Genomic DNA, 20,630 nt, shown 5'->3' on the forward strand with positions numbered 1-20,630 from the left:
GCCGCCTCCCTGTGCGTCTGGTCGAAGCGCGCGATTTCCTCGAGCACGATCTGCGCCACGCGCGCCGCCGCATCGGGGCGCGCGATGGAACGCGCGGCTTCGGCCATCGCGCTGCGCTTGACCGGGTTGCCGCGCAGGTCGATCAACACGTTGCGCAATTGATCGGCGAGTGCGTCGTTCTGCGGCAACAACACGGCCGCATTGCGCTCGACGAGATACTCGGCGTTGCGCGTCTGGTGGTCGTCGACGGCCTGCGGGAAGGGCACCAGCACGCTGCCCACGCCCGCGGCGCAAAGTTCGGCGAGCGTCAGGGCACCGGCGCGGCACACGACGACGTCGGCCCATGCATAGGCATCGGCCATGTCGGCGATGAAGGGCTCCACGCGCGCCACGATGCCGGCGTTGGCGTACGCGGTGTCGGCATCGGCCCGCAGCTTTTCGCCGCACTGGTGGCGTACTTCGATCGTCGGATCGTTCAGCGCCTGCAGCGCCTTGGGCACCGCCATGTTCAGCGCACGCGCGCCCTGGCTGCCGCCGAGGACGAGCAGGCGCATGCGGTCGTTGCCGCGCGCCATGCGCATCTGCGGCGGCTGCACGGCGGCGATTTCCTCGCGCACCGGATTGCCGACGACTTCGGCGATCACGCTGCTGGCGAAGGTCTGCGGGAACCCGGTCAGCACGCGACGCGCCATGCGCGCGAGCACGCGATTGGTGAAGCCGGGCGCGCGGTTCTGTTCGTGCACGATTAACGGGATGCCCGCCAGCCGCGCGGCGACGCCGCCGGGGCCTGCGGCGTAACCACCGAAGCTGATCACCGCGCGCGGACGCCGCTTCGAAATCACGCGCGCCGCCGCGCGAACGGCATTGAGCACGCGCACCGGTGCGCCGAGGAGCGTGAGGATGCCCTTCCCGCGCAAGCCCTTCACCGCGATGGTGTCGATCGGCACGTCGTGCTGCGGCACCAGGCGCGTTTCCATCTGGCCGTCGGCGCCGAGCCACGTCACTTCCGCGCCGCGCGCACGCAAGGCACGTGCGACCGCGAGGCCCGGGAAAATGTGGCCGCCCGTACCGCCGGCGAGGATCATCACGCGTGCGGGGGCCGTCATGCGGTCCTCCCGAGCGTGGGTTCGACGCGCTGGCGCAGGCGGCTGGTGCCGCGCACGCTCGCGGTGGCGGCGGTCGTCACCGGCGGCTGCGTCGTCGCCGGCACGTTGCCCGGCGCCGGTTGCAGCGCTTCGCCGCGCAGGCGCGCGACCTGGCGTTCGGCGCGTTCCAGTTCATAGGACACGCGCAACAACAGGCCGATCGCCATGCTGGTCATCAGCACGCTCGAACCACCCGAGGAAATCAACGGCAGCGTGAGGCCCTTGGTCGGCAGCAGGCCGAGGTTCACGCCGATCGACACGAAGCTTTGCAGGCTCATCCACAGCGCGACGCCGAACGCGCAATAGCCGGCGAAATGGCGCCGCATCTCCACGCACTTCAGCCCGATCCAGAACGCGCGACCGGCGAGCAACGCATACAGGCCGATCACCAGTGCGACGCCGACCAGGCCCAGTTCCTCGGCGATCACCGCGAGGATGAAGTCGGTGTGCGCTTCGGGCAGGTACGACAACTTCTGCACCGACGCGCCCAGGCCCACGCCGAAGATCTCGCCGCGACCCACGGCCATCAACGCATTCGTGAGCTGGTAGCCGCTGTCGAACGGATCGGCCCACGGATCCATGAACGAGGTGAAGCGGCGCACGCGATAGGGTTCGGCGATGGCGATCGCCGCGAGGATCGGCAGGCCGACCAGCACCGGGCCGAACATGCGCGGCATGTTCACGCCACCGAGCACCAGCATGCCGGCGGTGATCGCCAGGATCAGCGAGAGCGAACCGAAGTCCGGCTGCAGGATCAGCAGGCCCACCAGCAGCGCGGCGACGCCGAGCGGCTTGAGCATCGCCATCCACGTCGCGTTGACTTCATCGCGGAAGCGCACGAGATAGCTGGCGAGCCACACGATATAGAGCAGCTTCACCGCTTCGACGGCCTGGAAGTTCGACACGCCGAAGTTCAGCCAGCGGCGCGCGCCGTTCACCGTGCGGCCGATGCCGGGCACGAACACCGCGAGCAGCAGCGCGAAACACGCCAGCAACAGCAGGTGGTTCTTCGCTTCGATGGTCTTGAGCTCGGTGCGCATCATCCAGAACGCGAGCGCACAACCGCCGGCGAGGAACACCAGGTGGCGGATCAGGAAATAGAACGGCCCCACGTGCATCCCTTCGCCGATGGCGATGGAGCTCGAGGCGACCATGACCACGCCCAGCGAGGCCAGCGCGATCGCCGCGCCCATCAGCCACGGATCGAAGCGGCCTTCGATCGCGTCGAGCCGTGTCGCCTGGTGCCGGCCGTTGTTGCCGTCGCTCATCAGCGCACCTTCAACGTGGCGAGGCCGACCAAAACGAGGATCACGGAGATGATCCAGAAGCGCACGATCACGCGCGGCTCCGGCCAACCCTTGAGCTCGAAATGGTGGTGGATGGGGGCCATGCGGAACACGCGCTTGCCCGTGAGCTTGAACGAAGCGACCTGGATCATCACCGAGAGCGTCTCGACGACGAAGATGCCGCCCATGATCACCAGCACCAGTTCCTGGCGCACGATGACCGCGATCGTGCCGAGCACCGCACCCAGCGCGAGCGCGCCGATGTCGCCCATGAACACCATCGCCGGATAGGTGTTGAACCACAAAAATCCGAGCCCTGCCCCGGCGATCGCCGCGCAGATGATCACCAGCTCGCCCGCCCCGGGCACTTGCGGGATCTGCAGGTATTCGGAGAACACCGCGTTGCCCGATGCATACGCGAACACGCCGAGCGCGCACGCGACCAGCACGCTGGGCATGATCGCCAGGCCGTCGAGGCCGTCGGTCAGGTTCACTGCGTTGGAGAAGCCGACGATCCAGAAATACGCGAGCGCGACGAAGGTGATCGACGCCAGCGGCAAGGCGACGGTCTTGAAGAACGGGATGTAGAACGTGGTGGCCGCCGGCGTATCGGCGGTGTACCAGAGGAACAGGCCGGCACCCAGGCCGAACAGCGACTGCAGCAAATACTTCCAGCGCGACTTCATCCCGTTGGGATCGCGCTTGACGATCTTGATCCAGTCGTCCCACCAGCCGATCGCGCCGAAGGCGATCATCACGCCGAGCACCAGCCACACGTAACGGTTGCGCAGGTCGCCCCACAACAGGACCGACGCGGCGATCGTGAGCAGGATCAGCGCGCCGCCCATCGTCGGCGTGCCCGCCTTGGAGAAGTGCGATTGCGGGCCGTCCTTGCGGATCGGCTGGCCGCCCTTCAGCAGCGCCAGGCGGCGGATGATCGCTGGCCCCCACCAGAGCGACAGCGCCAGCGCGGTGAGCGCGCTGAGGATGCCGCGGAACGTGAGGTATCCGAAGAGCCCGAACAGGCTCTGGAGTTGTTCCAGCCAGCGGAAGAGTTCAAGCAGCATGCGGATCGTTCCCCTCGTCGCGCAGCAGCGCCGACACGATCTTGTCCATCGCGCTTCCGCGCGAGCCCTTGACCAGGATGCGGACGCCTTCCTGCACGTCCTGCGCTTGCAGGTCGCGCTCCAGCGCCTGCGCCAATGCAGCGTGCGTCTCGAAATGTTTGCCGCCATCGCCGAATGCGTCGACGGCGTGCTTGCTCAACGCGCCCAGCGCGTAGAGGCGCGCGATGCCCGCGCTCTTCGCGCGACGGCCGGCTTCGGCGTGCAGCACTTCTGCATCCGCGCCCAGTTCGCGCATGTCGCCGAGCACGAGCCATGCGCGATCGCCGCTGGAAGCGAGCGTATCGATGGCGGCGTTGAGCGAACCGGGATTGGCGTTGTAACTGTCGTCGATCAGCACCGCGCCGTCGTGCAGGCGATGCGTGACCAGCCGGCCGGCGACGGAACGCGCACGGGCCAGGCCATCGGCGATCACTTCCGGATCGATGCCCGCGCCGAGCGCGATCGCCGCGGCCGCGAGTGCATTCAACACGTTGTGGCGGCCGGGCAGCGACAGGCCGACTTCGACTTCGCCGATCGGCGTGACCAGCGTGAAGTGCGCGCTGTCGGGCAGCAGGTCGATCGCGTGCGCGGTGACGTCGGCGCTCGCTTCCAGGCCATAGCGGATGAGCCGGCGGCCGTGCGCGCGCTCGGCGAAATACGGTGCGAAGGCATCGTCGGCATTGATCACGGCCACGCCGTCGGCCGGCAGCGCGTCGTAGATCGCGCCCTTCGTGTCGGCCACGCCGAGCAGGCTGCCCATGCGTTCCAGGTGCGCGGGCGCGATGTTGTTGACCACGCTGATGTCCGGACGCGCGATCGCGGTGAGATACGCGATGTCGCCCGGCTTGCCGGCGCCCATTTCGTACACGGCGATCTGCGCCTGCTCCGGTGCGTCGAGCACCGCGAGCGGCAGGCCGATCTCGTTGTTGCGATTGCCCGGATTGGCGTAGACCGCGCCTTCTTCCGGGAATGCCGCGCGCAGGATCGCGAGGACCAGCGTCTTCACGCTGGTCTTGCCGTTGCTGCCGGTGATCGCGATGACTTTCGTCTTGCGCTCGCGTTGCACGCCGGCGGCGAATGCGGCGAGCGCACGTTCGGTGTCGGCGACGATCAATTGCGGCAGCGGCGAATCGATTTGGTGAGAAACGAGCGCGGCGATCGCGCCGTTGCGCGCCGCCATCGACAGGTGGTCGTGGCCGTCGAAGCGCTCGCCCTTGAGCGCGATGAACAGCGGATGCCCCTTCGGCATCGCGCGCGTGTCGGTGGCGAGGACGTCGACCAGGACGTCATCGCCCACGACACGGCCCCCGACGAGGTTCGCGATGCGGGAAAGCGGCATGGGGTTCATGGGCGCGCCTCCGATGCTCGCCGTTGCAGTGCACGGCTCGCGACGTCCGTGTCGTCGAAGGGATGCCGGATGCCGTCGATTTCCTGGTACGGCTCGTGCCCCTTGCCGGCGATGAGCACGATGTCGTCCGGACCGGCTTCGCCGACTGCGCGCGCGATGGCTTTCGCGCGGTCGCGTTCGATGGTCAGGCGCGGGTCGACGCGCATCGCGTCGCTGAAGCCCGCGACGATGTCGTCGACGATGCGGTCGCCGTTCTCGCCGCGCGGGTTGTCGTCGGTGACGATCACGCGGTCGGCCAGCCGTTCGGCGATCGCGGCCATCTGCGGACGCTTGCCGGTATCGCGTTCGCCGCCGCAACCGAAGACGCAGGCCAGCTGTGCAGCGGCGTGCGCGCGCAGCGAGGTCAGCGCTTGTTCGAGCGCATCGGGCGTGTGCGCGTAATCGACGACGACCAGCGGCGCATCGCCCTGCCCGCCGAGGCGGTTCATGCGGCCGTGGATCGGCTGCAGGCGCGACAACACGTCGGCGACCTGCGCAGTGTCGTGATCGAGCGCCACCAGCGTGCCGGCGACGGCAAGCAGGTTGTCGACGTTGAAGCGACCGAGCAACGGCGAGCGCACCGGATGGCGTTCGTCGCCGACCACCAGGTCGAAGGAGACGCCGCGATTGTCGAGCGTGATGTTCTCCGCGCGCACCGTCGCATTGCGATCGCCGCGCGCGCTCGCGCCCACGTGGCGCACGGTCTTGGGCAGCGCATCGAACATCGCGCGCCCGTAATCGTCGTCGAGGTTGATCACCGCCGCGCGCAGGCCGGGCCAGCCGAACAGCTTGGCCTTCGCGGCGCCGTAGCTGGCCATGTCGCCGTGGTAGTCCAGATGGTCGCGCGTGAGATTGGTGAACACGCCGACGTCGAAATGCACGCCGGCCACGCGGCCCTGGTCGAGCGCGTGCGAGCTGACTTCCATCGACAGCGCCTGCGCGCCCTGGTCGCGCAACTCCGCGATCAGCTGGTGCACCTGCAGGACGAGCGGCGTGGTGAAGCCGGTGGGCACGACCTGTCCATACAGCCCCGCACCGAGCGTGCCGATCGACGCCGCGCGCGTGCCGAGCAGCGTCCATGCCTGCGCGAGCAACTGCACGGTGGAGGTCTTGCCGTTGGTGCCGGTGACGCCGACCGTGGTCAGCGCATGCGACGGGAAATCGTGGAAGCGATCGGCCAGTTCGCCCAGGCGCGCGCGCAAACCGGGAACCGGAATCGCATCGGCGGGCGCAGGCGCGTTTTCGGGCGCCGGTGGTTCGAACAGGACCGCGCGTGCGCCGCTGGCTTTCGCCTGTTCGGCGAACAGCAAGCCATGCGCACCGAAGCCCGCGATCGCGACGAACGCATCGCCCGGCTTCACCGCGCGGCTGTCCATCACCAACCCGGTGATTTCCAGGTCGGCGGGCACCGCCGCAACATCCGGCAGCAAGTCGGCCAGGCGCATCGCGCGGGTCATTGGCGTGCTCCCGGCGTCGGCGCGACCGGCAGTGCAACCGGTGCTGCCGGCGCGGGCGTCGCAACGGCGGCGCCCTGCTTGTTCTTCGGCGCGCGCTTGGCTTCCGCGGCGGCCTGCACGGCGAGCCACGCATCCAGATCGTCCGGCGCGACATCCATCAGGCGCAGCGCACCATCCATCACGTGCTGGAAGACCGGCGCCGAAACCAGGCCACCGACATACGCGAGTTCGGGCGCGGGATCGTTGATCACCACCACCATCGAGAAACGCGGATTGCTCGCCGGCACCAGGCCCGCGAAGAAGGCGACGTAACGGCGCGAGTAGCCGCCTGCGCTGGCCTTGCGCGCGGTGCCGGTCTTGCCGGCGACGCGATAACCGAGCACGCGCGCCTGCGTCGCGGTGCCGCCGGGCATCGTCACCGTCTCCATCATCCGCAAGACTTCGTTGGCGACCACCGGATCCATCACCTGGTGGGCCTCGTTGCGCTGGCCTTTCACGAACGTCGGCGCGACCAACTTGCCGCCGTTGCCGATCGCAGCGTACGCCTGCGCGATCTGCAGCGGCGTCACGCTCAGGCCGTAACCGTAGGCCATCGTCTGCTTGCTCGTGCCGCTCCAACGGTCCGGCGCCGGCAGCAGGCCGGCCGCTTCGCCCGGGAATCCGCTTTCGGTCGTGCGCCCGTAGCCGAGCTTGCGCATGTAGTCGTAGAACGTGCGGTCCGCCAGGCGGTGCACGATCAGCGCCGCGCCGACGTTGGAGCTCTTGGTGATCACGCCGGTGGTATCGAGCACGCCGTAGTTGTGCGTGTCGGTCGTGCGGAAGCGGCCGTTCGGGATCCAGCCCGGATTGGTGTCGAAACGCGTGGACGGCGTGATGACGTGGTTTTCCAGCGCCGCGGCGACGGTGATCGGCTTCATCGTCGAGCCCGGCTCGATGAGGTCGGTCACGGCGCGGTTGCGGTGGGCTTCGCGATTGGCGCTTTCCACCGCATTGGGATTGAACGAGGGCAGGTTGGCCATCGCCAGCACTTCGCCGGTGGTGACGTCGAGCACGACGGCCGAACCGCTGCTCGCGCCCTTCTCCAACAGCGCATTGCGCAGTTCGCGATAGGCGAGGAACTGGATGCGGCGGTCGATCGACAGCGTGAGGTCCTTGCCCGGCAATGCGGCGCGGACCAGGTCGACGTTCTCGACGATGCGGCCGCGGCGATCGCGGATCACCTTCTCCGCGCCGGGCGTGCCGCGCAGCCATTCGTCGAAGGCCAGCTCGAGGCCTTCCTGGCCGCTGTCGTCGATGTCGGTGAAGCCCAGCACGTGCGCGACGGCATCGCCCTGCGGGTAGAAACGGCGGTATTCGCGCTGCGAGAACACGCCGGGAATGCCGAGCTTGATGATGGCCTGCGCCGTTTCCGGGCGCATGCGGCGCTGCAGGTAGACGAATTCCTTCGACGCGCGCTGCGAGAGCTTGCGCGCGAGGTGGTCGGCCGGCACGCCGAGCGCCTTGGCGAGTTCCGGAATGCGCTCGGGCGACTTGAGCAGCAGTTGCGGATTGGCCCAGATCGATTCGACCGGCGTGGACACCGCGAGCGGTTCGCCGTTGCGATCGGTGATCATGCCGCGCGAGGTGGCGATCGGCATTTCGCGCAGGAAGCGCGCGTCGCCCTGCGCCTGGTAGAACTTCTGGTGCACGACCTGCAGGTCGAAGGCGCGGCCGAGCAGCGCGGTCGAACACAGGGCCAGCGTGCCGGCGACGATCGCCAGGCGCCCGCGCAGATTGAACTGCGCGCGGCCGCGCGGTTTCTGCCGCCCCGCACCGAACAACGCGCGCAGGCGGCCGACACCGTTCGGGCCGCGTTTTTCGTTCGGCGGCATCGGCCTCATGGGCGCACCACCACGGTTTCTTCGGCCGACGGGAAGGCCATGCCCAATTTGTTGCGGGCGACCTGGTCGATGCGATTGGCTTCGGCCCACGTCGCCTGTTCCAGCTGCAGGCGGCCGAAATCGATGTTGAGCTCGTCGCGCTGGCGCTCCAGGCGCTTGAAGGCGACGAACAACTGGCGGTGTTCGTGGCGTGCGTACACCACGCCGATGGCGGAGGCCACGTTCGCCGCGACGAGGAGGAACATCAGGCTGCGCAGGAACATCACGCGGCCTCCCCGAGCTTTTCGGCGACGCGCAACACGGCGCTGCGCGCACGCGGATTGGCCGCGAGCTCGGCGGCGTCGGCCTTGGTCGCATCGCCGATCATGCGCAGCGTGGGCACGAAATCGGGCACCACCGGCATGCGGCGATTGGTCGGCGGCGCTTTCGCGTGGCGCGCGATGAATTGCTTGACGATGCGGTCTTCGAGCGAATGGAAGGAGATCACCGCGAGGCGACCGCCGGGATTGAGGCAGGCCAGCGCCGCGTCGAGGCCGGTTTCCAGATCGGCCAGTTCGCGGTTGATGAAGATGCGGATGGCCTGGAAGGAACGCGTGGCCGGATGGATCTTGGAGTCGCCGCGCGGCATGACCGAAGCGATGAGCTCGGCCAGTTGCGCGGTGCGCTCCAGCGGTTGCGTTGCGCGGCGCGCGACGATCGCGCGTGCGATGCGGCGCGACTGGCGTTCTTCGCCGTAGGTGAACAGCACGTCGGCGATTTCGCGGTCGTCGGCGCGCGCGAGCCACTGCGCGGCGCTTTCGCCCGAATCCGGATCCATGCGCATGTCGAGCGGGCCGTCCTTCGCGAAGGAGAAGCCGCGTTCGGCGACATCCAGCTGCGGCGAGGAAACGCCGAGGTCGAGCAACACGCCGTCGAGGCCTTCGCGGACGAGATCCCAGTGCGCGAGGTCGGCGAAGCTGCCGCGGCGGATCGCGACGCGCGCATCCGTGCCGAACTTGCGGCCGGCCTCGGCGATCGCCTCGGGATCCTTGTCCATCAGCAGCAAGCGCCCTCCTGCGCCCAACCGTTCCAACACGCCGGCGGCGTGGCCGCCGCGGCCGAAAGTCCCATCGAAGTAACGTCCGTCGCTGCGCACACGCAGGCCTTCCATGACCTGCGCGAACAAGACCGGAAGGTGGGCGGACCGGGCATCCGCGCCACCGCCGGTCACAACTGCAATTCCAGCAACCCGTCGCCCAGGTCGTCGTCCGACAAGGTCTGCCGGATCTGCGCGAGGTGCGACTGCTCGCTCCACAGTTCGAATTTGTCGCCCATGCCCAACAGCACGGCCTTCTTTTCCAGGCCGGTAGCGTTGCGATGGCTCGCGGGCAGCGAGATGCGGCCGCTGGCGTCGGGTTCGACGAAGGTGGCCGCGCCGACCAGCTTCAGCTGCAGGTTGCGGCTGACGCTCTTCGTGCGCGGCAAGGCATTGACCTGGTCGCGGACGCGTTCCCAGGCCGGCATCGGGTAGATGTAAAGGCAACCCGCATCGAAGGGGCTGTAGGTGACGACCAGGCGGTTACCGCATTCGCGCGCGACGACATCCCGGTAGCTGGTCGGAATGGCCAGCCGGCCCTTGTCGTCGATTGTGATGGCGGTCTCACCCTGGAACATCGCCCTGCCCGGTTTTGCCCGTCTGCCGCGGGCTCGTTAGGATGGGTCTCCACGGATTTCCCGGAATCCCCACGAGTCGCCACGTTAGGCCCCGCCCACAGGGTTGTCAACAGGCTTGGGGACAAGATTTCGCTTTTGCCATCAATGGCTTGCAGCGAACTTCAGAGACTGGATCAAGAGTTATCCACTAAGCGCTGATCCGTCTCAAATTTTGAGATTTGGCCCCTCCCGCCCCCGGACCCGCCCCCACCCGCCGGGCGCCGCTTCTGACACAATCCCCGGCGGCGGAGTCGGCCAGGCAACCGCGTCGCGCGCAAGCGCGCCGAGGAAAGTCCGGGCTCCACAGGGCACGGTGCCAGGTAACGCCTGGGCGGCGCGAGCCGACGGAAAGTGCAGCAGAAAGAAACCGCCGATGGCCCCTCGGGGATCAGGCAAGGGTGAAATGGTGCGGTAAGAGCGCACCGCGAGTCCGGTAACGGACCGGCACGGCAAACCCCACCGGGAGCAAGGCCAAATAGGGACCCCATGACGTTGCCCGCGTCGGGTCCGGGTAGGCTGCTTGAGGCGCATCGGCGACGATGCGTCCAGAGGAATGGTTGTCCACGACAGAACCCGGCTTATCGGCCGGCTCCGCCACCAAAAAGCCCGCTTGCGCGGGCTTTTTGGTGGGCGATCAACTGCCGTACAAGGCCTTGCGGGGGGCGCCGCTCAATTCGGCTGCGAGTTTCGCGGCGGTGGAGGGCGGCAGATGCTCGCCCAGTTTCGCGTACAGGCGGCGGCCTTCGGCGAGGCGCGCATCCTCGTCCTCCCCCGCACCTTCCACCAGGACCACGAACTCGCCCTTGCGCTGGTTCGCATCGGCGGCCACGCGCGCCTGCAGGTCTTCCAGCGTGCCGTCCAGGACGGTTTCGAACAGCTTGGTGAGCTCGCGCGCGATGACCGCGCGGCGTTGCGCGCCGAAGATCGCCGCCATGTCGGCCAGCGCTTCCTCGATGCGGTGCGCCGACTCGTAGAACGCGAGCGTGCGCGTTTCCGACGCGAGCGGCGCGAGGCGTTCGCGGCGCGCGTTGCCCTTCGCCGGCAGGAAGCCTTCGAACACGAGGCGATCGCTCGGCAAGCCGGCCACGCTCAGCGCGGCGACGAAGGCGCACGCACCGGGCACCGGGCTCACCGCGATGCCCGCCGCGCGCGCCGCGCGCACGAGGCGAAAGCCCGGGTCGCTGACCAGCGGCGTGCCTGCGTCCGACACCAGTCCCAGCGATTCCCCGGCCTGCAACCGCGCGACGAGCTTGTCGGCCAGTTGTTCCTCGTTGTGTTCGTGCAGCGCCACCAACGGCCGTTCGAGCCCGTAGTGCGCGAGCAATTGGCGCGTGTGGCGTGTGTCCTCGGCGCAGATCGCCGAGACGTTGCGCAGGGTATCGAGCGCGCGCGGCGAGAGATCGCGCAGATTCCCGATGGGCGTCGCGATCACGTGGAGCGTGCCGGGTCGAACTGGGGAGGACATCGGGAACCCTTCGGCGAAATGCGCACGTCGACGATGGCATCGACGGGCGGGCGGGTAGAATCCTAGCCGCTTCCCCCCACGCCGCGCCCGCGGCCGAGGTATCGATGCGTTGGAACAGGATGTTGACCCGGGCCCATTGGCTGCGTGCCGTGGTGCTGGGTGTGCTCGCGATCGGCATGGCCGGTTGCGCGACCGTGAAGGTCTCCGGGCCCGAAACCGCCGGCCATGTGTTTTCGCCGGCCTTCGCGCAGGCGCGCGAGATGGCGCGCAACGCCGCCACGCTTCCCGCGGCGCAGCGCACCGAGAACGACCGCGCGATCGAGAAGCTGCTCGCCGGCCTCGACGATGCCGCGCTGTCCGCCGACGCCGCGGCCTTGCCCGCCGGCGACCCGCTGTATCCCCAGGCCGGCCACGCCTTGCAGCGTCGCGGGCTGCCGCTGCCGCGTCCCTTCGATCGCGGTGCGTGGAAATTCGACGCGGGCGCCCGCCCGCCCGCCGAACGCGATGGCTATCGCCCGCCCGTGAAACTCGCCGTGCTGCTGCCACTGTCGGGCAGCCTGGCACCGGCCGCGGCGCCGGTGCGCGATGGCTTCCTCACCGGTTACTACAGTGAATCGCGGCGTCGCCCGGAAGTCGCGTTCTACGACACCGCCGGCACGCCGGGCGGCGCGGTGGCCGCGTACCAGAAGGCGGTCGCCGAAGGGAACGACTTCGTGGTCGGTCCGCTCGGTCGCGACGAGGTCAACGCGGTGTTCCGCGATGCCGGCGCAAGCGTGCCGATGCTCGCGCTCAACCGCGCGTCGATCCCGCCGCCGGCCGGCAACGCGAGTTTCTCGCTGTCGCCGGAAGACGACGGCATCGCCGCCGCCGAATTCCTGCGTGCGCACAACGCCAAGCGCGTGCTCGTGGTCGCCGGCGTCGACGAAGGCATGCACCGTGCGGTGTCCGCGATGCGCGACGCATTGGCCGAGCGCGGCGGCACCGTGGTCGAAACGCTCGACATGGGCGGCGATGCCGCATCGCTACTCGCGCGCCTGCAAGCGTCCGTGCAGAAGGCCGGGCAGGTCGACGCGGTGTTCCTCGCCACGCGCGCATCGGAAGCGCGCGCGGTCGCGCCCTTGCTGCGCTCGACCGGCCTCGGCGGAAAACCGCTGGTGGCGACGTCCGCATTGGCATCGGGAACGGGCAAGCCCGCCGATGACCTGGTACTCGACGGCATCGCCTATCCCACCGAACCGTGGACGGTGCGCGGCATTTCCGGCCTGCCCTCCGCGGCGGGCGTCGCTTCGCAACTGAAGACCGCGCGCGGTCCCGCGGCGCGCTTGTTCGCCTTCGGTTACGACGCGTGGCTGATCACGGCGTACCTGGAAAAGCTCGCGCTGGATCCCAACGGCGTCGTGCAGGGCGCGACCGGCACGCTGCGCCTGGATCCGGTCGGCAACATCCTGCATACGCCCACGTGGTCGACGTTCCGCGGCGGTTCGCAGGTTCCGCTCGCGGATGCGCCCGCGCCCTGAGGCGACCCTCGATCGCCGCGCGCGCGGTGCCGCCGTCGAGGCCGCCGCGCTCGCGTATCTCCAGGACCGGGGCTTGCGCTTGGTCACGCGCAACGCCGCGAGCAAGGTCGGCGAAATCGACCTCGTGCTGCGCGATGGCGCGACCGTCGTGTTCGTCGAAGTGCGCTATCGCGCGCACGTCGGTTACGGCGGCGGTGCGGCGTCCGTGGACGCGGGCAAGCGGCGCAAACTGGTGCGCGCCTCGCAGGTCTTCCTGATGCGAAACCCGGCGCTGTCGCAATCGCCGTGTCGCTTCGACGTCGTGGACGCGAGCGGCGACCCCGACGCGCCCGACCTGCGCTGGATCCGCGCCGCCTTCACGGCCTGAGGCCATCGACCTGCCGAAGCGCACTTGACGCTGGCCGCCCCCGGGCGTGCGATGCACGCATCCTGCCCCGCGAGGTGGCCATGTCGTTCGTTGCCCGCCGCACCGTCCTTGCGCTCGTGTTGCTGGCGCTGTCTGGCGTCGGAAACGCGCAGGCGACTGCTCCGCGCACCCTGCGCGTGATGTTCATCGGCAACAGCCTGACCTACGTCAACGATCTGCCGTCGACCCTGCGCGCGATCGCCGCAACGCAGCCCACGCCGGTGACGATCGAAACGCAGACCTTCGTGGCGCCCGGCGGTTCGCTCGCCGATCGCTGGAACGACGGCAAGGCCGCCGCCGCGCTCGGCGCCGGGCATTGGGATGCATTGGTCCTGCAGGAACGCGGCGGCGTGCTCGCGTGCGTGGTCGACAGCGAGCAACGCAGTTCCGCCGCGTGCCGCGCGAGCGAACGCGCGCATCGCGAATTCGCCGCGCGCGCCAAGGCGGCGGGCACGAAGGTCTACGTGCTCGCGACCTGGGGACCCGACGATGCGTGGCAAGCGAAACTCGATCGCGGGGCGAAGCAGATCGCGGCGCGTATCGATGCAAACGTGGTCCCGGCGGGAACGGCGTTGCGCGCATTGGCGCATCGCAACGGAACGCAATCGACCTTCCCCGACGGCCTGCATCCCAGCCTGATCGCCACGCTCGTGATGGCGACGCAACTCCACCACGCCATCGTCGGTACGTGGCCGGTGCCGACAGATGTCACGCTGGCGTTCGCGCTGTTGCCGGCGAATGCCGCGGTCACGCCGGACGCGCCGATGGAATCGCAGGCGCAATTGAAGGGCGCGCCGAAGAAGACCGTGGTGAAAGCCGACGCGATGTCGGTGGTGATCGCCGCTGCGAAATAGTCAGGCGAAGTGGCGCCAGCCCGTGGTCCCGGGCATCCACTCCGCGCCGTGCGCATCGCGCGCCATCACCGGGCCCGCCGTCCGCGGCACGATGCGCCCGATCGGAGTGATGCAGACGTCCGCGTTGCGCGCCGCCGTTTCCACCGCCTCGCGCGCTGCCGCCGGCGCGGTGAAACACAACTCGTAATCGTCGCCGCCCGCCGATTGCAGATGGCGCCGCGCGTCGCCGCCGAACTCCGCGCACAGCACGTCCGACGCAGGCAAGGCATCGACATCGATCTGCGCACTCACGCCACTCGCCGCGCACACGTGCGCCAGATCCGCGAGCAATCCGTCCGACACGTCGATGCAAGCGCGCGCGATCCCGCCCAGGGCGCGTCCCAACGCAACGCGCGGCGTCGGGCGATCCAGGCGTTCGCGCAGGCCCGGATCGATCAATGCACCTGCGCGCCACTGTTCCAGCGCGGCGGCAGCGTCGCCGAGCGTGCCGCTCACCCACACCAGGTCGCCTTCGCGCGCCGCGGCGCGACGCAATGCGCGCGCGGGGTCGACGAAACCGTGCACCGTCGCGGAAATCGACAAGGGCCCGCGCGTCGTATCGCCGCCGACCAACGCGACGTCATGCAGGACCGCAAGGCGCATGAAGCCTTCGAGGAACGCGTCGATCCACTCCGCGTCGGCGTCGGGCAATGACACCGACAACGTGCACCACGCGGGCGTGGCGCCCATCGCGGCGAGATCGGACAGGTTCACCGCCAGCGCCTTCCAGCCGATGTCGGCGGGCGGCGTTTCGACGGGGAAATGCACGCCCGCATTGAGCGTGTCGGTGGCCACCACCAGGGCGTGGCCGGCGGGAACTTCGAGCAGCGCGGCATCGTCGCCGATGCCCAGGAGCACGTCCTCGCGCGTCGTCGTCGCGCGGCGGCGGATGCGTTCGATCAGGTCGAACTCGTTGGTGCTCACTTGCGCGTGGCGTCGAACTCCGCCGTGCGCCACGCGGCGGCTGCATGGTCGAGCACACCGTTGACGAAGGTGTGGCCGTGCTCGGAGCCGAAGCGCTTGGTGATGTCGATGGCTTCGTTGAGCACCACGCGATACGGCACGTCGACGCGATGGCGCAGTTCGTACGCGGCGATGCGCAGCGCGGCGCGTTCGATGGGGTCGACTTCCTCGACCGTGCGATCCAGGAACGGCTGCAAGGCCGCATCGAGTTCGCGCACGTTCTTCATCACGCCGGTGACGAGGTCTTCGAAATACACCAGGTCGGCGATCTCGTGCGCCTGCTCGTGCGCGAACTGCGCGATGATCTGCTGCGCCGTGCCGCCCGACATCTGCCAGGCATACAACGCCTGCAGCGCGCGGCGTCGCGCGCGCGAACGGTGGACCGGGTCGATGCCGTCGCGGCGTCGGTTCAAGGCAGCTTCTCCAGCAGGTTGTGCATTTCGATGGCGGCCAGCGCCGCTTCTTCGCCCTTGTTGCCGTGGCTGCCGCCGGCGCGCGCTTCGGCGTCCTGGAACATTTCCACCGCGAGCACACCGTTGAGCACCGGCACGCGATAGTCGATCGACACGCGCATCAGGCCTTCGGCGCAACCATCGGCAACATGTTCGTAATGCCGCGTGTCGCCGCGCACGACGCAACCCAGCGCGACGATCGCGACATGCTTGCCGGCGGCGCCCAGGCGCGCGGCGGCGACCGGCAGTTCCCACGCACCGGGCACGCGCACGAAGTCGAGCGACTCGGCCGGCACGCCGTTGTCGAGGAACGCCTTGCGCGCGCCTTCGACCAGCGCATCGGTGATGCGCGGGTTCCAGCGGGCGGCGAGGATGGCGAAGCGGGCGCCGGGTGCGGCGCGCAGGTCGCCTTCGATGAACTTCATGAGGGGGGCGTCGGTGGCGGGGCCGCGGGGGGCGCGCAGTTTAGCGCGCGGGCCATTCGACATGCGCCACGACCTCCAGGCCGAAGCCCGCCAGGCCCACCTGCTTGCGCGGCGTGCCCAGGACGCGGAGCTTGCCCAGGCCCAGGTCGGCGAGGATCTGCGAACCGGCGCCGGTGCGGCGCCACTCGGCCAGCGCGCCAGCGCGATCCTGCGGCGCAGGGGGCTGCTCGCGGATGCGGGCCAGCACCGCCTCGGCGTCCGGGGCCTCGCCCAGCAGGACGAGCGCACCGCGGCCTTCGGCGGCGATGGCCTGCAGCACGTCGCCCACGGCCGGACCGAAATCCGGGCGGCGCCAATGCACCGCGTCGGCGAGCGGATTGAGCGCATGCACGCGCACCAGCGTGGGCACGCTTGCGTCCGCATCGCCGCGCAACAGCGCGAAGTGCAGCGCGCGACTCACGCGATCGCGATAGGTGTGGAGCGTGAAGGGACCATGCTCGGTGTCGATCTCGCGCCGGTCGACGCGCTCGATGGTGTGCTCGGTGGTGAGCCGATAACGGATGAGGTCTTCGATCGAGCCGATCTTCAAACCATGCTCGCGCGCGAAAACTTCCAGCTCCGGGCGACGCGCCATGCTGCCGTCGGGATTGAGGATTTCCGCCAGCACGCCCGCCGGTTCGAATCCGGCCAACTGCGCAAGATCGCTCGCCGCCTCGGTGTGCCCCGCGCGGCTGAGCACGCCGCCGGGCTGCGCCTGCAGCGGGAAGATGTGGCCGGGCTGCGAGAGATCGTCCTGCTTCGCGTCGGGCTGCACCGCCGTGCGGATCGTGTGCGCGCGGTCGTACGCGGAAATGCCCGTCGTGACGCCTTCGGCCGCTTCGATCGACACGGTGAAGTTGGTCCCGTGCGGCGAAGTGTTGTCGCGCACCATCGGCGGCAGGCCGAGTTGGCGGCAGCGCTCGCGCGTGAGCGACAGGCACACCAGGCCGCGCGCATGCGTGACCATGAAGTTGATGTCGCCGGGCCGCACGACTTCTGCGGCCATGATCAGGTCGCCTTCGTTCTCGCGGTCTTCGTCGTCGACGATGACGACCATGCGGCCGGCGCGCAGTTCGTCCAGCAGTTCGGGGATGGTGGCGAAGCTCATGCGTGCAGGTCTCGTTCTTTCATCAAGCGCTCGACGTAACGCGCGAGCATGTCCACTTCCAGGTTCACCGCATCGCCGGCTTTCGTCTCGCTGAAGGCCGTGTGCGCGATGGTGTGCGGCACCAATGCGACTTCGAAACCCGCATCGTCGACGGCATTGACCGTGAGGCTCACGCCGTCGACGCAGATCGACCCCTTCGCCGCGATGTAACGCCGCAACGTCGCAGGCGCCGCGAACACCCAGCGTTGCGCGCGCCCGTCGTCCCACGTGTGGGCGACCGTGCCCACGCCGTCCACGTGCCCGCTGACGAGATGGCCGCCGAGGCGATCGGTCGGCAACATCGCGCGTTCGAGGTTCAACGCGCGGCCGACGGGCAAATCGCCCAGCGTCGTCAGCGCGAGCGTTTCGTTCGACGCATCGGCTTCGAAACCTGCTTCGTCGAACGCCACGACCGTCAGGCACGTGCCGTTGACGGAAATGCTTTCGCCCATGCGCACATCGGCGCCCTTGCCCCACGGCAGGGTGCCGACTTCGATGCGCAAGCGCGCGTCGCCGCCACGCATCTCGCGCGCCGCCAGCCGGCCCACGCCGGCGATCAATCCGGTGAACATCAGTCCTCCAACTTCCTGCGCGCGTGCACGAACATCGGCCAGCGCAGCAGGCGAATCTGTTCGGGGTCGCCCCACGTCTTCGCGATCGCCGTGGCGTGCGCCGCAACCGGGTCGCTTCCGTTCGCATCGATGAAACGCTTGGTCGCCGAATAACTGGAGAAGTACCCCAGCATGCGCGCGAGGTTCCACTGTGCGCGCAGTTCGAACACGGGCGGTTCGATCCAGTCGAACGGGAACGCGAAATCGCGGTAGGCCTCGTCGATCAGTCGCCGTTCCGGCGGCCAATACGGTTCGATGGCGTCGCGGAAGGGCTGCAAGGCCGCGTCCAATTCGGACGGCGCGATCATGTCCTGGTAGCCCCACGCGAGCAGCACGCCGCCGGGCTTGAGTACGCGCGCGCATTCGGCGAAGAATTTCGACTGGTCGAACCAGTGCAACGCCTGCGCGACGCACACTGCATCGACCGTACCGTCGCCGAGCGTCGTCGCCTCGCCGGGCTCGACGCGAAAGGTGACATTCGAAGGCCCATGCGCCTGCGCGATCTGCGCGGCGCTCGGATCGGTCGCATGCACGCGGTCGAAAATCGGCGCGAGATCGCGCGTCGCCTGCCCGCTGCCGCACCCCGGTTCCCACGCCAGGCCATGGACCATCACGATCGATTCGATCCAGCCGTACAGCTCGGGCGGATAGTCCGGCCGCGCCTGCGCGTACTGCGCGGCGACGGCGGAAAAGTGATCCTTGAAACTGTCGTTCATTGCGGCGCGCGGCCCGGATGGACGAAGACGCGGATGTCCTCGCCGATGCGGCGCGTTTCGGCGACATGCATGTTCAGGCGCTCGGTCATTTCGTCGATGTGCAGGTTGTCGAACAGTGGCCGCGCGCGTTCGCCCAGCATCACCGGCGCGACATACAACAGCAATTCGTCCACCAGGCCCGAGGTCAGGAAGGCGCCGGCGAGCGTGGCGCCCGCTTCGACCTGCACTTCGTTGATCCCGCGCTCGGCGAGCAGCTTGAGGACGGCGGCGAGGTCCATCCGCCCCGCTTCGACGGGCACGCCGACGTGATCGGCTTCCACGCCGCGCGGCATGCGCGCATCGGCGGCGTGGATGTACAAGGTCGGCGCACCGCCCTCGCGCACATGGCCGCGTTGCACGGTCGCCAGGCCCGGATCGAGTACGACGCGCAGCGGCGGCACGAAGGGCGTGTCGTCGCCCAGGCGCACGGTGAGATGCGGATCGTCGATCAGCACGGTGCCTGCGCCGGTGAGGATCGCGCCGGCGCGTGCGCGCCACTTCTGTACGTCGCGTCGCGCGGCTTCGCCGGAAATCCACTTCGAGTCGCCGGAGGCCAGCGCACTGCGGCCATCCAGGCTCGTCGCGAGCTTCACGCGCACCCACGGACGCCCGCGTTCGATGCGCGAGAGGAATCCCTTGTTGAGCTGGCGCGCCTGCGCTTCCATCAGGCCGATGTCGACCTGGATGCCGGCGGCGCGCAGCTTTTCGAAACCGCTGCCATCCACTTCCGGGAACGGATCGCGCATCGCACCCACCACGCGCGTCACGCCCGCCGCGATCAGCGCATCGGCGCACGGGCCGGTGCTGCCGACGTGCGAACACGGTTCGAGCGTGACGTAGGCCGTCGCGCCACGCGCGCGTTCGCCCGCGGCCTGCAACGCGAAGACTTCCGCGTGCGGCCCGCCCTTGCGCTCATGCCAGCCGGTGCCGACGACTTCTTCGCCCTGCGCGATCACGCAGCCCACCATCGGATTGGGCCGGGTCGTGTACGCGCCCTTCTCGGCCAGGCGCAGCGCGCGCGCCATCATCGCGTGGTCGGTGGCGGTGTAGGCCTGTTGCGGTTGCGACATCATTCTTCGCGCACGTAAGCGCCGCGTTCCTGGTTCTTGCGGAAATCATCCATGTCCCACGGCCACGCCGGCACGAGCTCGCCGTCGTCGATACGCAGGTGCATGCGGTCGAATTTCGTTTCGGGCATTTGCGGCGGGAAACCCATTTCGGCAACGACCAGGTCGATGCCGTCGCCCGCGCGCGACCACTTGCCGCGTGCGGCCAGGTCGAGCGCGCCGTAGGTGAAGAACCATTCGAACGTGCCGTCGGCTTTCAACCGCAGGCCCGAACCGGTCTCCATCACGCCGTCGAGATGGTAATCGCCCGCGAGCGCGGCTTGCGTCGCAGGCGCGGCATGCTGCGTTGCATCCTGCGCGATTGCCCCCGGCGCCCAGGCCAGCGCGACGGCGATGAGCAAGGCGCGCAGCGCGTTCACCGGCGCCGCGCCTTCTCGCTCGGCTCGCCTTCGAGCAGGGGCAGTTGCCCCTCGCCCGGCGGCAACTCGCGTTCGAGGCGGTCGAGCTCCTCGCGGAAATCGGCCACGTCCTCGAAGGAGCGATAGACCGACGCGAAGCGCACGTAACCGACGTGGTCGAGCTTGCGCAGTTCGGCCATGACGAATTCGCCGACGCGGCGCGATGCGAGTTCGCGCTCGGTCGTCATGCGCAGTTGATGCACCACCGCGCGCACCGAGGCTTCGATCTGTTCTTCCGACACCGGGCGCTTCTGCAGCGCGCGATCGAAGCCGAGGCGCAACTTGCGCGCATCGAACGCTTCCCGCCGGCCATCGCCCTTGATGATCAGCGGCAACTTCAGTTCGATCGTTTCCAGCGTCGAAAACCGCTCCCCGCACGCCTCGCACTCACGGCGCCGCCGGATGGTGGCGCCGTCTTCGGACACGCGCGAATCGATGACGCGGGTGTCGACGTGCTGGCAGAAGGGGCAATGCATCGG

The 20,630-nt window shown here is 68.9% G+C and carries 21 protein-coding genes, 1 other RNA gene and 1 pseudogene; 4 read left to right on the plus strand and 19 right to left on the minus strand.

Annotation, left to right across the window (positions count from 1 at the left end):
• Positions 1 to 35: 35 nt before the first annotated feature.
• From murG to mraZ, 9 genes and pseudogenes are all read right to left on the minus strand, one after another.
• Positions 36 to 1,106 (minus strand): annotated as a pseudogene (murG, locus tag AC1DOM_RS12075) (undecaprenyldiphospho-muramoylpentapeptide beta-N-acetylglucosaminyltransferase); the annotation flags it as partial.
• On the minus strand, positions 1,103 to 2,413 hold the full coding sequence (gene ftsW / locus AC1DOM_RS12080; protein WP_498963604.1) for a putative lipid II flippase FtsW: 1,311 nt from the start codon (positions 2,411 to 2,413) through the stop codon (positions 1,103 to 1,105). The pseudogene murG and the gene ftsW, both read right to left, overlap by 4 nt.
• Positions 2,413 to 3,498 (minus strand): phospho-N-acetylmuramoyl-pentapeptide-transferase, encoded by a 1,086-nt coding sequence (gene mraY / locus AC1DOM_RS12085; RefSeq protein WP_498963606.1) that lies wholly within the window; start codon positions 3,496 to 3,498, stop codon positions 2,413 to 2,415. Before mraY ends, ftsW begins: the two co-directional genes overlap by 1 nt.
• Positions 3,488 to 4,885 (minus strand): UDP-N-acetylmuramoyl-tripeptide--D-alanyl-D-alanine ligase, encoded by a 1,398-nt coding sequence (locus tag AC1DOM_RS12090; RefSeq protein WP_498963608.1) that lies wholly within the window; start codon positions 4,883 to 4,885, stop codon positions 3,488 to 3,490. Before AC1DOM_RS12090 ends, mraY begins: the two co-directional genes overlap by 11 nt.
• A complete protein-coding gene (locus AC1DOM_RS12095) occupies positions 4,882 to 6,381 on the minus strand; it encodes a UDP-N-acetylmuramoyl-L-alanyl-D-glutamate--2,6-diaminopimelate ligase (protein ID WP_498963610.1) in 1,500 nt (499 codons plus the stop codon). The genes AC1DOM_RS12090 and AC1DOM_RS12095 overlap by 4 nt, the downstream gene beginning before the upstream one ends.
• Positions 6,378 to 8,252, minus strand: coding sequence for a peptidoglycan D,D-transpeptidase FtsI family protein (locus AC1DOM_RS12100; protein WP_498963860.1), 1,875 nt, complete (start codon positions 8,250 to 8,252; stop codon positions 6,378 to 6,380). The genes AC1DOM_RS12095 and AC1DOM_RS12100 overlap by 4 nt, the downstream gene beginning before the upstream one ends.
• A gap of 5 nt (positions 8,253 to 8,257) precedes the next feature.
• The gene (gene ftsL, locus AC1DOM_RS12105) at positions 8,258 to 8,524 is read right to left on the minus strand and encodes a cell division protein FtsL (protein WP_498963612.1); all 267 of its coding nucleotides are present in this window, start codon (positions 8,522 to 8,524) and stop codon (positions 8,258 to 8,260) included.
• Entirely contained in the window at positions 8,524 to 9,480 is a 957-nt protein-coding gene (rsmH, locus tag AC1DOM_RS12110; protein WP_498963862.1) for a 16S rRNA (cytosine(1402)-N(4))-methyltransferase RsmH, read from the minus strand. The genes ftsL and rsmH overlap by 1 nt, the downstream gene beginning before the upstream one ends.
• The gene (gene mraZ / locus AC1DOM_RS12115; RefSeq protein WP_498963614.1) at positions 9,468 to 9,914 is read right to left on the minus strand and encodes a division/cell wall cluster transcriptional repressor MraZ; all 447 of its coding nucleotides are present in this window, start codon (positions 9,912 to 9,914) and stop codon (positions 9,468 to 9,470) included. Before mraZ ends, rsmH begins: the two co-directional genes overlap by 13 nt.
• A gap of 286 nt (positions 9,915 to 10,200) precedes the next feature.
• Between mraZ and rnpB the strand changes: the two genes are divergently transcribed.
• Positions 10,201 to 10,550: RNase P RNA component class A (rnpB, locus tag AC1DOM_RS12120), an RNA gene on the plus strand.
• Between the two features lie 37 nt (positions 10,551 to 10,587).
• On the opposite strand, the gene rsmI is transcribed toward rnpB, so the two are convergent.
• Positions 10,588 to 11,418 carry a 16S rRNA (cytidine(1402)-2'-O)-methyltransferase gene (gene rsmI, locus AC1DOM_RS12125; RefSeq protein WP_498963616.1) on the minus strand — a complete coding sequence of 277 codons (831 nt, stop codon included), beginning with the start codon at positions 11,416 to 11,418 and terminating at the stop codon, positions 10,588 to 10,590.
• Between the two features lie 122 nt (positions 11,419 to 11,540).
• On the opposite strand from rsmI, the gene AC1DOM_RS12130 reads away from it, so the two are divergent.
• From AC1DOM_RS12130 to AC1DOM_RS12140, 3 genes are all read left to right on the plus strand, one after another.
• Entirely contained in the window at positions 11,541 to 12,935 is a 1,395-nt protein-coding gene (locus AC1DOM_RS12130) for a penicillin-binding protein activator (RefSeq protein WP_498963618.1), read from the plus strand.
• Complete coding sequence (locus tag AC1DOM_RS12135; protein WP_498963620.1) at positions 12,919 to 13,302, plus strand: YraN family protein; 384 nt, start codon at positions 12,919 to 12,921, stop codon at positions 13,300 to 13,302. The genes AC1DOM_RS12130 and AC1DOM_RS12135 overlap by 17 nt, the downstream gene beginning before the upstream one ends.
• An 80-nt stretch (positions 13,303 to 13,382) precedes the next feature.
• Complete coding sequence (locus AC1DOM_RS12140; protein ID WP_498963622.1) at positions 13,383 to 14,195, plus strand: SGNH/GDSL hydrolase family protein; 813 nt, start codon at positions 13,383 to 13,385, stop codon at positions 14,193 to 14,195.
• On the opposite strand, the gene thiL is transcribed toward AC1DOM_RS12140, so the two are convergent.
• From thiL to nrdR, 9 genes are read right to left on the minus strand one after another with little or no spacing between them, the layout of a single operon-like run.
• Positions 14,196 to 15,158, minus strand: a complete 963-nt coding sequence (gene thiL, locus AC1DOM_RS12145) for a thiamine-phosphate kinase (RefSeq protein ID WP_498963624.1) — start codon at positions 15,156 to 15,158, stop codon at positions 14,196 to 14,198. It abuts the gene before it with no gap.
• The gene (nusB, locus tag AC1DOM_RS12150) at positions 15,155 to 15,610 is read right to left on the minus strand and encodes a transcription antitermination factor NusB (RefSeq protein ID WP_498963626.1); all 456 of its coding nucleotides are present in this window, start codon (positions 15,608 to 15,610) and stop codon (positions 15,155 to 15,157) included. The genes thiL and nusB overlap by 4 nt, the downstream gene beginning before the upstream one ends.
• Positions 15,607 to 16,074 carry a 6,7-dimethyl-8-ribityllumazine synthase gene (gene ribH / locus AC1DOM_RS12155; protein ID WP_498963628.1) on the minus strand — a complete coding sequence of 156 codons (468 nt, stop codon included), beginning with the start codon at positions 16,072 to 16,074 and terminating at the stop codon, positions 15,607 to 15,609. The genes nusB and ribH overlap by 4 nt, the downstream gene beginning before the upstream one ends.
• Before the next feature lie 40 nt (positions 16,075 to 16,114).
• The gene (gene ribB, locus AC1DOM_RS12160; RefSeq protein WP_498963630.1) at positions 16,115 to 17,221 is read right to left on the minus strand and encodes a 3,4-dihydroxy-2-butanone-4-phosphate synthase; all 1,107 of its coding nucleotides are present in this window, start codon (positions 17,219 to 17,221) and stop codon (positions 16,115 to 16,117) included.
• Positions 17,218 to 17,832, minus strand: coding sequence for a riboflavin synthase (locus tag AC1DOM_RS12165; RefSeq protein WP_498963632.1), 615 nt, complete (start codon positions 17,830 to 17,832; stop codon positions 17,218 to 17,220). Before AC1DOM_RS12165 ends, ribB begins: the two co-directional genes overlap by 4 nt.
• Positions 17,832 to 18,587 (minus strand): class I SAM-dependent methyltransferase, encoded by a 756-nt coding sequence (locus AC1DOM_RS12170; protein ID WP_498963634.1) that lies wholly within the window; start codon positions 18,585 to 18,587, stop codon positions 17,832 to 17,834. The genes AC1DOM_RS12165 and AC1DOM_RS12170 overlap by 1 nt, the downstream gene beginning before the upstream one ends.
• The gene (gene ribD / locus AC1DOM_RS12175; protein ID WP_498963636.1) at positions 18,584 to 19,699 is read right to left on the minus strand and encodes a bifunctional diaminohydroxyphosphoribosylaminopyrimidine deaminase/5-amino-6-(5-phosphoribosylamino)uracil reductase RibD; all 1,116 of its coding nucleotides are present in this window, start codon (positions 19,697 to 19,699) and stop codon (positions 18,584 to 18,586) included. The genes AC1DOM_RS12170 and ribD overlap by 4 nt, the downstream gene beginning before the upstream one ends.
• Positions 19,696 to 20,112, minus strand: coding sequence for a hypothetical protein (locus AC1DOM_RS12180; RefSeq protein ID WP_498963638.1), 417 nt, complete (start codon positions 20,110 to 20,112; stop codon positions 19,696 to 19,698). The genes ribD and AC1DOM_RS12180 overlap by 4 nt, the downstream gene beginning before the upstream one ends.
• Positions 20,109 to 20,627, minus strand: coding sequence for a transcriptional regulator NrdR (gene nrdR / locus AC1DOM_RS12185; RefSeq protein ID WP_498963640.1), 519 nt, complete (start codon positions 20,625 to 20,627; stop codon positions 20,109 to 20,111). Before nrdR ends, AC1DOM_RS12180 begins: the two co-directional genes overlap by 4 nt.
• Between the last annotated feature and the right edge of the window lie 3 nt (positions 20,628 to 20,630).

The sequence above is a fragment of the Lysobacter sp. P5_B12 genome (assembly GCF_056400425.1).

Bases quoted from the DNA above. Each gene is read 5' to 3' on its own strand.
- nrdR (WP_498963640.1), bottom strand. From the start codon at position 20,627: ATGCATTGCCCCTTCTGCCAGCACGTCGACACCCGCGTCATCGATTCG.
- AC1DOM_RS12095 (WP_498963610.1), bottom strand. From the start codon at position 6,381: ATGACCCGCGCGATGCGCCTGGCCGACTTGCTGCCGGATGTTGCGGCG.
- ftsW (WP_498963604.1), bottom strand. From the start codon at position 2,413: ATGAGCGACGGCAACAACGGCCGGCACCAGGCGACACGGCTCGACGCG.
- ribB (WP_498963630.1), bottom strand. From the start codon at position 17,221: ATGAGCTTCGCCACCATCCCCGAACTGCTGGACGAACTGCGCGCCGGC.
- AC1DOM_RS12135 (WP_498963620.1), top strand. From the start codon at position 12,919: ATGCGCCCGCGCCCTGAGGCGACCCTCGATCGCCGCGCGCGCGGTGCC.
- AC1DOM_RS12165 (WP_498963632.1), bottom strand. From the start codon at position 17,832: ATGTTCACCGGATTGATCGCCGGCGTGGGCCGGCTGGCGGCGCGCGAG.
- ribD (WP_498963636.1), bottom strand. From the start codon at position 19,699: ATGATGTCGCAACCGCAACAGGCCTACACCGCCACCGACCACGCGATG.
- mraY (WP_498963606.1), bottom strand. From the start codon at position 3,498: ATGCTGCTTGAACTCTTCCGCTGGCTGGAACAACTCCAGAGCCTGTTC.
- ribH (WP_498963628.1), bottom strand. From the start codon at position 16,074: ATGAAGTTCATCGAAGGCGACCTGCGCGCCGCACCCGGCGCCCGCTTC.
- mraZ (WP_498963614.1), bottom strand. From the start codon at position 9,914: ATGTTCCAGGGTGAGACCGCCATCACAATCGACGACAAGGGCCGGCTG.
- AC1DOM_RS12140 (WP_498963622.1), top strand. From the start codon at position 13,383: ATGTCGTTCGTTGCCCGCCGCACCGTCCTTGCGCTCGTGTTGCTGGCG.
- ftsL (WP_498963612.1), bottom strand. From the start codon at position 8,524: ATGTTCCTGCGCAGCCTGATGTTCCTCCTCGTCGCGGCGAACGTGGCC.
- rsmI (WP_498963616.1), bottom strand. From the start codon at position 11,418: ATGTCCTCCCCAGTTCGACCCGGCACGCTCCACGTGATCGCGACGCCC.
- AC1DOM_RS12100 (WP_498963860.1), bottom strand. From the start codon at position 8,252: ATGCCGCCGAACGAAAAACGCGGCCCGAACGGTGTCGGCCGCCTGCGC.
- AC1DOM_RS12090 (WP_498963608.1), bottom strand. From the start codon at position 4,885: ATGAACCCCATGCCGCTTTCCCGCATCGCGAACCTCGTCGGGGGCCGT.
- AC1DOM_RS12170 (WP_498963634.1), bottom strand. From the start codon at position 18,587: ATGAACGACAGTTTCAAGGATCACTTTTCCGCCGTCGCCGCGCAGTAC.